The sequence below is a fragment of the Mycolicibacterium sp. XJ2546 genome (genome assembly GCF_053483195.1).
This window is the reverse complement of record NZ_JBEFRW010000004.1, coordinates 222693-236633: the sequence shown is the minus strand read 5'-3', so window position 1 is coordinate 236633 and position 13941 is coordinate 222693. Positions and strand designations below refer to the sequence as shown.

The 13941-nt window shown below is 64.7% G+C and carries 13 protein-coding genes; 6 read left to right on the top strand and 7 right to left on the bottom strand.

The features are described 5' to 3' along the window. Positions 1-61 precede the first annotated feature (61 nt). The 4 genes from ABQE44_RS10085 to ABQE44_RS10070 all read right to left on the bottom strand — a co-directional run bounded on the left by ABQE44_RS10085 (position 62) and on the right by ABQE44_RS10070 (position 4258). Positions 62-1237 carry an NDMA-dependent alcohol dehydrogenase gene (locus ABQE44_RS10085; protein ID WP_448392569.1) on the bottom strand — a complete coding sequence of 392 codons (1176 nt, stop codon included), beginning with the start codon at positions 1235-1237 and terminating at the stop codon, positions 62-64. Beyond that, a complete protein-coding gene (locus ABQE44_RS10080; RefSeq protein WP_448429583.1) occupies positions 1238-2692 on the bottom strand; it encodes an aldehyde dehydrogenase family protein in 1455 nt (484 codons plus the stop codon). 29 nt (positions 2693-2721) lie between these two features. Further along, positions 2722-3510, bottom strand: coding sequence for an SDR family oxidoreductase (locus tag ABQE44_RS10075; protein WP_448392568.1), 789 nt, complete (start codon positions 3508-3510; stop codon positions 2722-2724). Between the two features lie 115 nt (positions 3511-3625). Beyond that, a complete protein-coding gene (locus ABQE44_RS10070) occupies positions 3626-4258 on the bottom strand; it encodes a TetR/AcrR family transcriptional regulator (RefSeq protein ID WP_448392567.1) in 633 nt (210 codons plus the stop codon). 41 nt (positions 4259-4299) lie between these two features. Between ABQE44_RS10070 and ABQE44_RS10065 the strand changes: the two genes are divergently transcribed. Beyond that, positions 4300-5448 (top strand): ABC transporter substrate-binding protein, encoded by a 1149-nt coding sequence (locus tag ABQE44_RS10065; protein WP_448429489.1) that lies wholly within the window; start codon positions 4300-4302, stop codon positions 5446-5448. A 64-nt stretch (positions 5449-5512) separates the two neighbouring features. After that, positions 5513-6565, top strand: a complete 1053-nt coding sequence (locus tag ABQE44_RS10060) for an NAD(P)H-dependent amine dehydrogenase family protein (RefSeq protein ID WP_448429487.1) — start codon at positions 5513-5515, stop codon at positions 6563-6565. 10 nt (positions 6566-6575) lie between these two features. On the opposite strand, the gene ABQE44_RS10055 is transcribed toward ABQE44_RS10060, so the two are convergent. Continuing rightward, positions 6576-7661, bottom strand: a complete 1086-nt coding sequence (locus ABQE44_RS10055) for an NAD(P)H-dependent amine dehydrogenase family protein (protein WP_448429485.1) — start codon at positions 7659-7661, stop codon at positions 6576-6578. 98 nt (positions 7662-7759) lie between these two features. On the opposite strand from ABQE44_RS10055, the gene ABQE44_RS10050 reads away from it, so the two are divergent. Further along, positions 7760-8602, top strand: coding sequence for an SDR family oxidoreductase (locus ABQE44_RS10050; protein WP_448392563.1), 843 nt, complete (start codon positions 7760-7762; stop codon positions 8600-8602). A gap of 11 nt (positions 8603-8613) precedes the next feature. Here ABQE44_RS10050 and ABQE44_RS10045 read toward each other — a convergent pair whose 3' ends face one another. Continuing rightward, entirely contained in the window at positions 8614-9417 is an 804-nt protein-coding gene (locus ABQE44_RS10045) for an SDR family NAD(P)-dependent oxidoreductase (protein WP_448392562.1), read from the bottom strand. 318 nt (positions 9418-9735) lie between these two features. Here ABQE44_RS10045 and ABQE44_RS10040 point away from each other — a divergent pair, with 318 nt between their 5' ends. From ABQE44_RS10040 to ABQE44_RS10030, 3 genes are read left to right on the top strand one after another with little or no spacing between them, the layout of a single operon-like run. Continuing rightward, the gene (locus tag ABQE44_RS10040) at positions 9736-10932 is read left to right on the top strand and encodes a cytochrome P450 (RefSeq protein ID WP_448392561.1); all 1197 of its coding nucleotides are present in this window, start codon (positions 9736-9738) and stop codon (positions 10930-10932) included. Position 10933: 1 nt separating this feature from the next. Further along, positions 10934-11998, top strand: a complete 1065-nt coding sequence (locus ABQE44_RS10035) for a spirocyclase AveC family protein (RefSeq protein WP_448429483.1) — start codon at positions 10934-10936, stop codon at positions 11996-11998. Positions 11999-12031: 33 nt separating this feature from the next. Then, positions 12032-13129 (top strand): dihydrodipicolinate reductase, encoded by a 1098-nt coding sequence (locus tag ABQE44_RS10030; RefSeq protein ID WP_448429481.1) that lies wholly within the window; start codon positions 12032-12034, stop codon positions 13127-13129. Here the strand turns inward: ABQE44_RS10030 and ABQE44_RS10025 are convergent. Continuing rightward, the gene (locus tag ABQE44_RS10025; RefSeq protein ID WP_448429581.1) at positions 13126-13938 is read right to left on the bottom strand and encodes a mycofactocin-coupled SDR family oxidoreductase; all 813 of its coding nucleotides are present in this window, start codon (positions 13936-13938) and stop codon (positions 13126-13128) included. The genes ABQE44_RS10030 and ABQE44_RS10025 overlap by 4 nt on opposite strands. Positions 13939-13941 lie beyond the last annotated feature (3 nt).

The following is a 13941-nucleotide window of genomic DNA, read 5'->3' as shown; positions in this document are numbered from 1 at the left end:
GCTGGGAGGCGTTGGGCTCAGCCCCTGATCATTCGACTCTACGCCCGTGCGCCGAATGACCTCATGGAAAGCTGATGACCCCGCGGACGTTCCTACCCGCGCGCAGATCGCGCATCGCCTCGTTGATGTCGTCGAGCTTGTACTTCTGGGTGACCAGTTCGTCGAGTTTGAGCGTGCCGGCTTCGTACATCGAAAGTAGTCGGGGCATCGCTTCGCGGGGGTTCATTTCGCCGTAGAGCACGCCCTTGAGCGTCTTACACGACGAGACCATGTCAGGCAGGCTCATCGGGACCATCAGGTCGCTGACCTTCGCCATGCCGGTCAGCACGCAGGTGCCGCCCTTACGCAGCAGCAGCATCGCCATCATCACGAGGTCGACCGGCACCACGCCCGGCGTCAGCACGACCCGGTCGGCCATCACACCCCAGGTGATCTCTTTGACGAGGTCTAGTGCGGCGCCGGCGTCGACGGCGGTGTGTGTCGCACCGAAGGTGGGTGCGATCTCGCGTTTGAACTCGTTGGGGTCGACGGCGACGATGTGCTTGGCGCCCGCGGCCTTCGCGCCTTGGACGGCGTTCATACCGATTCCGCCGACGCCGATGACCACGACGGTGTCACCGGCCTGGGTGCCCGCGGCCACCGATCCGGAGCCGAAACCCGTTGTCACACCGCAGGAAACCAAGGACGCGGCTTCCAGCGGAATCCAGTCGTTGATCTTGACGAGGGACCGTTCGGATGCGACGACGTACTCGGAGAAGGTGCCGACCTGCATCATGGCCATCAGGTCCTCGGAGCCGTTCGGCCCCGCAATGTGCCTGCGTCGGGTGCCGTCGGTGGTCATGGCCTTGCTGTAGAGATCGGCGCCGACGTCGCAGATATAGGTGTGCCCAGTGGCGCACCAACGGCAATTGCCGCAGGCTGGCAGAAACGAGATGGCCACGTGGTCACCGGGTTTGAGGTTCGTGACTTCGGGGCCCACCTCCTCGACCACCCCGGAGCCTTCATGTCCGCCGAGCATGGGGAACCATTCGGGCACGGCCACGCCGGAGGCCCGCATCATCTCCTCCATCTCGGGGCTTGGCACGCTGTCGCCGGTGTAGAAGTGCTCGTCGGAGTGGCAGATGCCGGCGTAAGCCATCTTGACCAGAACCTCACCGGCGTGCGGCGGGTCCAATTCGATGTCGGTGACTTCCCAGTCGACGCCCACTCCGCGTAACACCGCGGCTCTTGATTTCATCTACGACTCCTTAGGCCAGCCGACAGTCTTGGTTTCGGTGAAGATCTCGAGGCCCTCGATGCCGCACTGCCGTCCGACACCGGATTGCTTGTAGCCGCCGAAGGGTGCGTCGGCGCCGTACCACAGACCTCCGTTGATTCCGAGGGTTCCGGTGCGGATCCGGCCGGCGACGGACTTGGCCCGGTCGAGGTCGTTGGCGAACACCACGCCGGAAAGGCCGTAGATGGAGTCGTTGGCGATGCGCACGGCGTCGTCGTCGTCGTCGAACCCGATGACCGACAGCACCGGGCCGAAGATCTCCTCCTGGGCGATCGTCATCCGGTTGTCCACGTCAGCGAAAACCGTTGGCTCGACGAAGAACCCCTTCGGAAGGTGGGCGGGAACGTTTCCACCCGTGACCAGGCGGGCGCCCTCCTGCTTGCCCTTCTCGATATAGCCCATCACCCGGTCCTGCTGGCGTCTCGACACCTGAGGACCCTGCAGCACCGACGGGTCGGTGGGATCGCCGTACTTGTTCTTCTCCATCGCGACCTTGACGATCTCGACGGCCTCGGCGTAGCGGGAGTTGGGTACCAGCAGCCGGGTCGGCATGGCGCAGCCCTGTCCGGCGTGCATCGAGACGAACGCGCTGCCGCCCACCGACGCGCTGATGTCACCGTCGTCGTCGAGCACGAGATACACCGACTTGCCGCCGAGTTCCAGAAAGGTCGGCTTGACGGTCTCGGCGGCGGCGGCCATGATGCGTCGCCCGGTCGCCGTCGACCCGGTGAAGGCCACCATGTCGACCAGGGGCGAGGTCGACAGAACCTCGCCGACGAGATGGTCCGAGGAGGTGACGATGTTGACCACCCCGGGTGGGATGTCGGTCTGCTCGGCGATGAGCCGGCCGATGCGGGTGGCGTTCCACGGGGTGTCCGGTGCGGGCTTGAGCACCATCGTGTTGCCCATGGCCAGGATCGGCCCGATCTTGTTGAGGATGATCTCGAATGGGAAGTTCCACGGCGTGACGACGCCGACGACGCCGACGGGTTCCTTCCACACTTCGCGCGCGGCCAGCGTGCCCATGCCGAACGCATCCTTGTCGGGAAGCGAACGCTTCCAAGGGAATTGTTCGATCATGTCGGTCGGCCAGCCCAGTGCCTCCCTGAGCGGCACGTCGAGCTGTGGCCCGAACGTACTCAGCAGCGGGCAACCGGCTTCTGCGATGAGCTCGCTGCGGATCTCCTCGCGTTCGGCCTCCAGCGCCGCCTGCAGTTGACGTAGGCCGGCGGCCCTGGCCGCGGGGTTTCGCGACCAGTCGGTGTGGTCGAACGCGTGCCGGGCGGCCGCCACGGCGCGTTCCATGTCGGCGCGGGTGCCGTCGGCGGTACCACCGAGCACCTCCTCGGTCGCGGGGTTGATGTTGTCGAACTGCCGGCCCGTTTCGGATTCGACGAGCTTGCCGTCGATGAGCATGCGCGATTCGTGTGTCACCGAAAAGTCCTTCACCACTGTCGAAGTTCGGCCACCGCGCCGGAGGGCCGGGGAGCCAATGTCAGGTTGGGGATGAAACTGCTGTTCCCACAACAAAGTACGGAATGAACAACATCGACGAGGTGGTCGGCCTCCACGAGACCGCCCTGCATGTAGCCGTTGTCCATCCAGAACCGGATGGCGTTTTCCAACGCCTGGGGCTCCCACGTCTTGTTGAACTCAGTCTGAGAGTCGCCTTCGCCGCCGAAGCAGTCGCCGACCGCCAGCCGGGTGAAGCCGATGTTCGGATGTTCGATCCGCCAAGCCTCGACCAGCTTGTCCAGGGCGGCCTTCGACACCGCGTAGGCCCCGAGCAGCGGCCACGGATCGGAGTACGACGCACTCAGCGACGACAGGTAGACCGCCGAACCGGCGGTGGCCGCGAGGTGAGGTGCGGCTGCTGCGGTGACGAGTGAGGCTCCGGTGACGTTGGTGGCGAACAGGTTCGCCCACTGCTCGGCTGTCACCTGGGTCAGCGGGGCGAGGATGCCGACGCCGGTGGTGTAGACGAGTGCGTCCAGGCCGCCGAAATCTTCGACGACGGTTGCCATGGCGCGATGACAGGCGTCTGCGTCGGTGACGTCGCACGCGACCGCCGCCGATCCGTTGCCGGCCTCCTCGGCGGCCTTCTCGAGGCGGTCGCGACGCCGCGCGAGGAAGGCGACCCTCGCACCCTTGCCCGCCAGGCCGATGCCGATGCACCGACCCAACCCGGCGGACGCTCCGACTACGGCAACGCGCAATGGTGGCGCGTCTGACATCAGCTCTCCTCGAGACGGGGGCGAACAAACATTATCAGGTTGGTAGAAGAACGATAATCAAAAATGTAAACGGACGTTTCCGCACGTGCGCAGCCGGTCGGTTGGACATAGGCCATTAGCGTCGGGCGACTTTGCGGGGCTCGGTAGCGAAGCTGAGCAGAAGCCGGTCGAGTATGCGAGCCGCACGACCACGTGCCCGCGCCGGGCTTTTTGCGTGTGCCACCAAAAGCGCGCCCTCCTCGAGTGATGCGACCAGCATGTGCGTCAACTCGGCAACGGGCAGATCGTCGATGGTGCCCTCGGTGATGGCATTGCGCACCATTTCGTTGATCAACGCGATGCTGTTGTCTTCCTGGATCGCGCGCAGTGTCCGCCAGCCCAATACGACCGGGCCGTCGACCAGCATGATGCGCTGCACCTCGGGTTCGAGGGCCGACTCGAGGAAGCCGTGCAGGCCGGCGCAGAGCCGCTCCCAGGAGTCGGCGCCCGCCGGCGGTGAGGCCAGCGACCGCAGCGTGAGGTCCCGCTCGACCTGCTCGAACACGGCGCGGAAAAGCTCGGCTTTGTCCTTGAAGTGGTGATAGAAGGCGCCACGGGTGCCGGCGCCCGAGGTCGCGACCAAGTCACCGATGCTGGTGTTGAAGTATCCCTTCTCCACGAACAGCGTGCGGCCCGCGTCGATGAGGTCACGCCGGGTTTGATCGCCGCGTGCCCGCCGTTCGGAATCTGTGCCGCCGCGCTTGGCCATGGCGAACATGGTAGCAACCTTCATGTTGTATGTTGCTGGGTATGACAGACCGAGGTGTTCGCGCGTACGGTTCGGTGGCCCCCCTGAAAATCGGTCTGCTCAACGACTATCCGACCAGGTCCGGAGCCGAAGACGACACGCTGGACACCCTGCGGTTGGTGTTCGATGAAGCGGTCGCGTCCGGCATCGTCGACCGCCCGGTCGAGGTGGTGAGACGCGACGTCATCGGCCTGCCCAACGGTACGTATCATGCCGTTGAACGCGGATACGACGAGCTGGTGGCGGAAGGCTGCCTGGCCATCTTCGGCCCATATGTCTCCGACAACGCGGTACCGCTCACCGCGCACGCCAACCGGGTGGCCAAGGTTCCCAACATCATCCTGTCCGGGTCGGAGGGTGCGCTGGGCGAGTGGACCTTTGCGCTCAACAACGGGTCGATGCCCGAGGAGCCGGTGATGCTCGCGGCGGTGATGCTCGGCGACGGAAGATCGAGGATCGCTATCGCCTACGAGGCATCGCTGATCGGCAAGGAATACCTCGCGTTCGCCGAAAAAGCATACTCCGCTGCGGGTTTGAAGACAGTGACCACTGTCGCCATTCCGCAGGTCGAAGCCGACAAGGCAGTTGCGGTCGCCGAACTTCGTGCCGCCGCCCCCGATGCCCTTGTTCACGTGGGTTTCGGTCACGGACTATGGGGCTTTTCGGATGCGCTGGAAGCTGCCGGCTGGGATCCGCCGCGCTACACCACCACCGCCTTCGAGATGGCGCACATCAGCGACGAGTGGATGCGGCAGTTGCGCGGCTGGATCGGCTTGGACAGCTACGACGAACGCAACATCGTCGGCCAGGCGTTCCTCGACCGGTTCGAGGCCCGCTACGGCCGTCGACCAGCACACTCGATGCCCGGCCTCTGCCACGACGTCGCAACCGTGATCGCCAGGGGCTTGGCGGCTGCGCGGCCGTTGACCGGTGAAGGCGTCAAGGAGGGGATCGAGCAGGTGAAGCTCGTGCCGGCGGCCAGCGGAGCGCCCGGAACGTTCTTGCGGTTCGGTCGCTGTATCAGGCAGGGCTGGCTGGGCTCCGACTACCTGATCGCGCGCCGGATACTGCCGGACGGAAGCCGGCACGTATTCCACGCGGCGCCGAGTGACAACATCCCACGCGCGGTCGGTGCCCTTGCCGTCCGCTAGCCACCCCCTAGGGAACCGTGATGGTTGAAGCACATCCGATCCTCGAGAACGAGGGAGTGGCCGGATGACTCGTGTGATTCAGTGGGCCACCGGTGTAACCGGAAGGATGTCGCTGCGGCACGTTCTCGGCCGACCGGACCTCACGCTCGTCGGTGTGCGTGTCTACGACCCCGCGAAAGCCGGAGTCGATGCTGGCGCACTGTGCGGTGTTGAGGAGGCCGGGGTGCTCACCACCGACGATCGCGATGCGGTCATCAACACCGACGCCGACGTGGTGCTCTACATGGGCAAGGTGGAAACCGACACCGCTGGCTGCTTCGCCGACGTCTGCGACCTACTCGCATCCGGCAAGAATGTCATCGCCACCGGCAGCAGGTTCATCCATCCACGGTCACTGCAGGAATCCCTTGCAGAGAACATCGAGCGTTCTTGCAACGCAGGAGAATCAGTGTTCCTGGGGCTGGGGCTGTATCCGGGTTTCGTGGCGGAGTCGATCGCGCCCGTCCTGTCGCGGCTGACACAGCGCACGAGCCGGATCAATGTCCGCGAGGTGCTCAACTACTCGACATATACAAGCCACGATCTGGTCTTCAACGCCATGGGTTTCGGGCACGCGCCCGAGGACACCACGCCGCTGCTGACCAACCCCGAGTACGCGGCGAGCGCATGGATAGGCAGCGCGACCGTGCTCGCGCAGGCGCTCGGGCTCCAGATTCATTCTGTGCAGGGATTCCGGGAAGTCGTGACGACGCCGCGTGCCTTGACCGTCGCGGCGGGCCAAATCCCAGCGGGGACTGTCGGCGCCATGCGATTCGGTGTCGTCGTCGACTGTGGCGAGACCACGATGTCCGTCGAGCATCTCACCCGCATGGCCGACGATCTGGCTCCGAACTGGCCGACCGAGATCGGCTACGAGGTCACCTTCGAAGGTGATCCGAACATGCGGATTCATCTCGAAATCGGTTCCGTCGGCGAAGATCACGCCGAACAGGGCTGCCTGGCCACCGCGATGCATGCGATCAACGCGATACCCGCCGTCGTTGCCGCCGAACCCGGGCTGTACGACCTGTCCACCATTGCGCCGTTTGTCGCGCACTGGACGAACCGCACTGGCTAGCCGGGAGATCTCAGGCGCTGTTGCCGAAGCCTGTGTGGCTGCGAATGAGTGGCAGGTCCGCCATCGTCGCGAACCCGGCGGGCGCCGCGCACACCGCCGGGATCGCGTTGACGACCTGCATCGCCACCGTGACGAGCCCGGCCCGGACATGCTCCTCGATCGACGCCGCACGCGAGAAGCTGGCCAGCGGGAAGAAGTGTGTTCGCATGGACGGGTCGCCCTCGATGGTCAGCGTCCAACCGTCCAGCGGTTGCGGCCAGTGGTCGGGATACTCGCCTCCCACAGTCCATAGCGTCTCGAACTCGATCAGCGGGTTACCGTCACGATGGCCGACGAAGTTCCAGCGCTGTCCCGCTGTGCTGTGCTGCCGCACGAGATGATCGAAGATCTCGAAATCCTTGCTCGCCGGCACGGTTTCCAGGGTGACCGAGACGTCGTCGATACCCGCGTTCAAGGTGTCGGAGAGAAACCAGATCTGCTCGACGAAGAGTTTGGTCAGGAACTTGAGGTAGTCGTTGGCGGTGGGGGTTACCTCGTCCACCGGCCGGCCGAACCACATTCCATCGAAGGTGATCTCGGTGCTCTCCCACAAGGTCCAGTCGGCCCTCTCCTGCAGAGTCAACCGATCGATTGTGCGGCTCATCCCCGACAGCGCCAGCGGCAGCACTCCGGACAGATTGCCCGGGTTGAGCCCGCTGCCATGAATGGTGCTGTTGCCCTTCTCGCACGCGGCCAACAACTTCGTCCTTTCGGCCTCGGGTATCCGCCGAGGATGAAACAAGAACGACGGCGTTGCGACGTTCTTGCCGCTCGCGAGCAGTGCGCAGACGTCGTCGAGGTCGGTGAACGACGGCGCGTACAGCACGAGATCGGCGTCCAGCGCGAGGATCGTCGCCACGTCGGTGGTGGCGGTGGCGCCGATGGGCGCTCTGTCTACCAGCGTCCCGACATCGACCCCGTTTTTCACCTCGGAATATACGCGGGCGCCGACCAACTCGAGATCGGGACGGTGATCGAGGATGGCGGTGATCATCTCGCTGCCGACGGCGCCGGTAGCCCACTGAATGATGCGCAGCCGACGGGTGCTCGTGGTCATCTGGCGGTTGCCTTCCGAACCATCACGATGTCACGGTAACACCGGTGATAACGTGAGTTCTCATATCCGGTAAATGAAGTTCTCGACAGGAGCGTGTCATGGAGGATGTGCTGGGGTATCGCGGTAAGTCGGTTGTCGTGACGGGCGCGGCGTCCGGCATGGGGCAGGCCACCGCGCAGATCCTCGTCGACCTCGGTGCGACGGTCACCGCCCTCGACATCAAACCCACGACCGTTCCCGTCGCCGGTGCGCTACAGGTCGATCTGCGCGACCAGTCGAGTATCGAAGATGTCGCGGCGTCCATCGACGGTCCGGTTGACGGGCTCTTCAGCTGTGCGGGGCTTCCCGGTCCACCGTTCAGCGAGTGGGACACGATCCTGGTCAACTTCGTCGGGGCGCGTCACCTGGCCGAGTGCCTCGTACCGAAAATGCCCGACGGGTCGGCGATCAGCGTCATCTCGTCGTCGGCCGCAATCGGTTGGCAGGACCACATCAAGGTCATTACCGGGTTGCTCGAAACAACGGGGTTCGACGCGGCGGTCGAGTGGCTGACGGCCAACGAGAAGTTGTGGTCGTGGAGCGGCTATGCCTACTCGAAGTACATCATCGATGCGTGGGTGGGTTGGTGGTATCCCGAACTCGGTCGCCGCGGTATCCGGATCAACTGCATCAACCCGGGACCCACCGAGACGGCGATGATGCCGGCCTTCCAGGACCTGATGGGTAAGGACACCGTCGATCAGGCAGTGGGACCGGTCGGGCGGTATTCGACGCCGGAGGAGCAGGCCTGGCCCCTGGTCTGCCTCGGTAGCCCGCGCTTCAGTTACGTGGGCGGTGAGGTGCTGTGGACCGACGGCGGCTGGAACGGTGCCATGACGATGGGCCGGCACCAGGCGCAGTGGGCCGACACGGCCGCCGCGGAGATGGCGAAGAACGCCTAGCGAGCCAGGACTCAGATGAAGTCCGAGCCACCATCGACGTTGACGGTGGCGCCGGTGACGTATCCGTTACGGCGTGAGGCCAGATACGCCGTCGCCGAGGCGATCTCCTCGGGCAGCCCGGCCCGGCCGAGGTCACAGGGGTGCCGGTAGGTCCGCTCCACCCACGTCATCACATCGTGCGGATCCGCGGAGTTCAGTCCTTCGGCGGCGAGCACGTCCTTGAGGATCTCGGTGAAGCTCGCGGTCACAATGGTGCCCGGGCATACGCAGTTCACGAGGATGCCCTCTGGCCCGAGGCTCTTTGACAGGTTCTTGGTGAAGCTCGACAGTGCCGCCTTCATTGCGGTGTAGGCGACAAGCCGCGGGCTCTGGCGTTGAATCGAGTGCGCGGACAGGGTGACGATGCGGGCCCAGTCGGCGGCACGCAGCATCGGCAGCCCTGCGCGCACGGATCGGACTGCGGACATGGTGCCCAAGTCGAAGGCGGCGTGCCAGTCGTCATCGTCGAGTTCTTCGAAGGCTCCGGCATCGGGTCCCACCGTGTGCACCAACACGTTCAGCCGTCCCCAGGCTTCGCCGACCGCGCTGTACCCGGCCGTGATCGATCCGGCGTCGGCCATGTCGACGCTCAGTGCAAGCACCTCGGGCGCGCCGGCCTCGCGGATCCGTTCGGCCGCGGCATCGAGGCCTCGCTGTTCACGCGCCATGATCGCCACCGATGCCCCTTCGGCGCCCAGCGTTTCGGCGATCGCCAGCCCCATGCCCTTACTGCCACCGGTGACGACGGCCGTCGCACCTTCGAAGCCCAAATCCATAGATCGGTCCCTTCTATCGGCCGCCCAAGCCTTGCCTTGACTACCTGACTCCGTTGTCGCTGCCGCAGAGTCGATGATCGAGCGAATCGTGCGCCGACCCCTGGCGCAATCCGAACCGGCGCCGAAGCCATTCTGGGTCTACTTCGACACCGATATGCGCCGGCGCATTCGATCTCCGCGCGATGCGAGAATTCATATTCTCACATGGGCAGTTGGGGCGGCAGCCGACCGTATCGCGAGCGTCCTGGCCGTGCATGCATAAGGGCCTGCCGGAAGAAACCCGCGATAACGAAGCCCGATAACGCCTATTCTCACGGAGTGACCTACAGGGTGAAGGTTGGGCCGTATTACGACCCGCTCGACTTCGACATCGACGACGATCCTTACCCCGTGTGGAAACGGCTGCGCGACGAAGCGCCGCTGTACCACAACGACAAGTACGGTTTCTACGCGTTGAGCAGGTACTCAGACGTCGCCCGCGAATTGGCCAACTGGGAGGATTACCGGTCGGGCAAGGGCACCACCATCGAGATCATCCTCAACGGCGTCGAGGTACCGCCGGGCATCATCCTGTTCGAGGACCCGCCGATCCATGACTTTCACCGGCGGCTGTTGTCGGGTGTGTTCACGCCGCGGCGCATGGCTGCCATCGAACCACTGGCACGGGAGTTCTGTCGGCGCGCACTGGAACCCCTTGAGAAAGTCGAGACGTTTGACTTCATCGCCGACCTCGGCGCATGGATGCCGATGCGCACCATCGGATACCTGCTGGGTATCCCCGAGGACAGGCAGATCGCGATCCGGCAGAACACCGACCGGCTTCTCGAGCTCAAAGACGGCGAACTCGTCGATGTCGCCGACGACGTGCTGACGCGTCAAGGCTCGATGCTGGAGGAGTTCATCGACTGGCGTTACGACCACCCATCGGACGACCTGATGACGGAACTGGTGAACGCTGAGATCGAGGAACCTGACGGCAGTACCAGGCGGTTGACCCGCGGAGAGGTGCTGACCTATACCGGCACCCTCGTCGGCGCGGGAAACGAAACGACGACGCGGCTGATCGGCTTCACCGGACAACTGTTGTCCGACCATCCGGACCAGCGCCGTGAACTCGCGGCCGACTTCAGCCTGATCCCCGCGGCGATCGAGGAGGTGCTGCGCTACGAGGCGCCGTCGCCTGTGCAGGCCCGCTATGTCGCCCGTGATGTTGAGCTCTATGGTGAGACGGTCGCTGAGGGCTCGGTGATGCTGCTGATCAACGGCTCGGCGAACCGCGACGAGCGGCAGTACCCGGACGCGGACCGGTTCGACATCCACCGGCAGCCCGCCCACTTGTCATTCGGGCGCGGCATTCACTTCTGCCTCGGCGCCGCATTGGCACGCATGCAAGCGCGCGTGGCGATCGAGGAGGTGCTGACCCGTTGGCCGGATTGGGAAGTCGATTATGCGACGGCCAAGCGTGCGCACACCACCAGCGTGAGAGGTTGGTCGACTCTGCCAGTGAGCGTGTGACATGGCGAATACCGTTGCGCGAAACTCAAGATCCGGTATCGAACCACGCACCGTGACCCGGTTCTCGCCGTGGCCTGCCCGGGTCGGATGGGGACTGTTCTTCGCGGCCTATCTGGTCTTCGCGATCGTGACCATCGCGAACATCCAGTCGGGCCTGCACGGGCACCCGGCGAAAACCAATCCGAATCCCGGGCCTGCTCCCTACCCACCGTTCCTCGGCTTCGACAACTGGCCACTCGTGGTCGCCTTCAGTTCGATTCCACTGGCCATCGGCCTGGTCGGTGCGCTGGGATGGCTGTCCTGGCGCCAACGCAAGGTGCACTGGGCCGTCATCATCGCGTTCGCCGGGCTCATCACCGGGGCGCTGGATCCACTCGCCAACTGGGCGACGTTCGCGATCTTCGATCCGCGGATGCTGCACTTCCCGTTTTCATGGCCGTACGTCAACATCGCGCCGAATCTCGAACCCGCCCTGGCACTTCTGGGCGGCTATGCGGCCTACTATCTGCTCAACGGGCTGGGCTTTCTAAAGCTGCACGATTTACTGCTGGACCCGCTGATGCGGCGCACGCGTTGGCTGGCGGAGCGCAGGCTGATCAGGGTGTTCATCGGCGCGACGATCATCGCCATACCGATCAACGGCGTGATCCAGTTCACCTGGATGCGGGCCGGGATCTTCTTCTACACCGAAGCCGTCGGGCCTGTGCTTCAGATCGGCCACATCCATTTTCCGCTGATCATGGCGCTCTACGATTCGGTGATCTTCGCGATGGTCGCGGTGATGTGTGTGCGTGATGAGGACGGCGACCTGGTGCTGATCAACCGCATCGCGCGGTGGGTGCCCACCCGGGCAGGCCGCCCAAAGGTGACGCTGACACGGCAGCTGCTGATATCGGTGACCGTCGGACTGGTGTCGTTCTCGGTGCCGTTGGCCGTGCTCGCCGGGCTGCGGGAAGCCGGCCTGTCGAGGCCCTCATTCGACCAGAATCCCTACCCCGAGATGAACCTCTACGACCCGTACGGGCATCTCGAAGGCGCCGGCAAACCGGGGCCGTTCTACCGGTGACATCAATGGTTGCGTGAAGAGAGTGAGTAGACAGTGACAGATGGGATCGGCAGACGATACCGGGTCGTCCACGTCGGCACCGGTTTCACCGGCCGTGAGGCATTACGCGCGGTGATCAATGATCCCGCGCTCGATCTCGTCGGGGTGAAGGTGTCGACGCCGGAAAAGGCCGGGCTGGACGCAGGCGAACTGTGCGGTGCACCATCTGTCGGCGTATCCGCGACCGACGACCTCGCAACCGTTCTCGCGTTGAAGCCCGACTGCGTGACGTATTGCGCGACTGCCGTTCGACGCGAAGAAGAGGCGATCGCAGACATCGCCGCATATCTCGACGCCGGCATCAACGTGGTGACGTTCTCGCTGATCCCCATGGTCTATCCTGCGGCGGCGCCCGCCGAATGGCGCGACACGCTGGAAAGCGGTGCAGTACGGGGCAACTCGACGTTCTATGCCACCGGCAGCGAGCCGGGATTCATCAGCCTGAACATTCCCACCGCGCTGCTGTCCGGAGCCGGTCGCGTTGACTCGTACCGGATGGACGAATACGCACTCGACCTCGACAAGTCTTACCCGATCTGGGACGTTTTGCACGAGTCGATGGGGTTCGGCAAACCCGACGGCCATGTCCCGGTTCGGATCGCTTCGGGGAAGGTGGACAAGGACTGGGGCACGGTGGTGTCCTACATCGCCGACATCCTCGGCCTTGAACTCGAAGGGATAGAGCTGGATTGGGAAACGCTGCTCGCGCCGACCGATCTCCCCACCGCGCTCGGTGTCATCCCCGAGGGCACGATCTGTGCGCACCGATGGCAGCTCGCCGGGATCGTCGGTGGCCGCCCTGCTGTCGCGGTTCAGTACTTCGCGACGGTCAGCAGCACGCCATGGCCCGATCGTTGGCCCAAGCCGGCCCGCGAGGGCGAAGGCGGAATGGTGTTCCGCGTCAACGGAAGTCCCAACATGAACCTCGAACTACACCTCGAGCAGTCGGACACCGACCGGGTGAATCCCGGGGTCGCGGCCACGGCGCTGGCGGCGGTGAACGCCATTCCGAGCGTGGTCGATGCGCCACCAGGGGTGATCGCCAGGCCCTTGTCGGGGCCTTCGGTCGTCACTCGGCAATCCAGCGCTTAACTACCCGTCACACCGACGTCCACCGGAATGGCGGCGGCGGTGACAAATCTCGCGTCGTCCGATGCCAACCAGGCGACCGCATTGGCGATGTCCTCGGCAGTGGTGATCGCGTCGGGCAGAAGTTGCTTCGTGAAGCCGTGCCGCAGCGCTGGATTCGACGTGGCGGCATCGGCCATTGCCTCGATCATCCGACCACTTCCCATTGGCGTCGCGACGGAGCCGGGGTGCAAGCTGTTGACTCGGATGTGGTACTTGCCGAGTTCGGCGGCGAATGAGCGGGCCAGGGCCGTCACGGCGTGCTTACTGGCGGTGTAGGCGATCATGAACGGCTCCATCGTCAGGCCGGCCGCCGAGCCGACGAGGATGATCGAGCCGCCCCGCCCAGCGGCGATGATGTGTTTGGCACCCGCCATCACCGTGTTCCAGGTGCCGACGATATTGATGTCGATCGTGTCCTGGAAGTCACGCGGCGTCACTTGATCCCATGCGGCGGGCGCACAGATGCCCGCGTTGGCGACGATGACGTCGAGCCGTCCGAGTTCGGCGACCGCGTTATCGACGGCGGTGCACAGGCCATCGTGGTATCGAGTGTCGACGACCGCCGTCGCCGCCCGCCGGCCATTGGCCGCTACCATCTCCGCCGTCTCGGCCAGTTCCTCAGGCGTGGCCGAATCGTAGGGGACACTCGGTGGTAACGGCCCCGCGATGTCGATGAGAATGACGTCGGCGCCGTCGGCGCTGAGCCGAGCGGCATGAGCGCGTCCCTGTCCGCGAGCTGCCCCGGTGATGAGCGCGACCTTGTCGGTCATGTC

Excerpts from the sequence above, each read along its gene's own strand:
- ABQE44_RS10085 (WP_448392569.1), bottom strand. The coding sequence starts at position 1,237 with ATGAAATCAAGAGCCGCGGTGTTACGCGGAGTGGGCGTCGACTGGGAA.
- ABQE44_RS10080 (WP_448429583.1), bottom strand. The coding sequence starts at position 2,692 with ATGCTCATCGACGGCAAGCTCGTCGAATCCGAAACGGGCCGGCAGTTC.
- ABQE44_RS10075 (WP_448392568.1), bottom strand. The coding sequence starts at position 3,510 with ATGTCAGACGCGCCACCATTGCGCGTTGCCGTAGTCGGAGCGTCCGCC.
- ABQE44_RS10070 (WP_448392567.1), bottom strand. The coding sequence starts at position 4,258 with ATGGCCAAGCGCGGCGGCACAGATTCCGAACGGCGGGCACGCGGCGAT.
- ABQE44_RS10065 (WP_448429489.1), top strand. The coding sequence starts at position 4,300 with ATGACAGACCGAGGTGTTCGCGCGTACGGTTCGGTGGCCCCCCTGAAA.
- ABQE44_RS10060 (WP_448429487.1), top strand. The coding sequence starts at position 5,513 with ATGACTCGTGTGATTCAGTGGGCCACCGGTGTAACCGGAAGGATGTCG.
- ABQE44_RS10055 (WP_448429485.1), bottom strand. The coding sequence starts at position 7,661 with ATGACCACGAGCACCCGTCGGCTGCGCATCATTCAGTGGGCTACCGGC.
- ABQE44_RS10050 (WP_448392563.1), top strand. The coding sequence starts at position 7,760 with ATGGAGGATGTGCTGGGGTATCGCGGTAAGTCGGTTGTCGTGACGGGC.
- ABQE44_RS10045 (WP_448392562.1), bottom strand. The coding sequence starts at position 9,417 with ATGGATTTGGGCTTCGAAGGTGCGACGGCCGTCGTCACCGGTGGCAGT.
- ABQE44_RS10035 (WP_448429483.1), top strand. The coding sequence starts at position 10,934 with ATGGCGAATACCGTTGCGCGAAACTCAAGATCCGGTATCGAACCACGC.
- ABQE44_RS10025 (WP_448429581.1), bottom strand. The coding sequence starts at position 13,938 with ATGACCGACAAGGTCGCGCTCATCACCGGGGCAGCTCGCGGACAGGGA.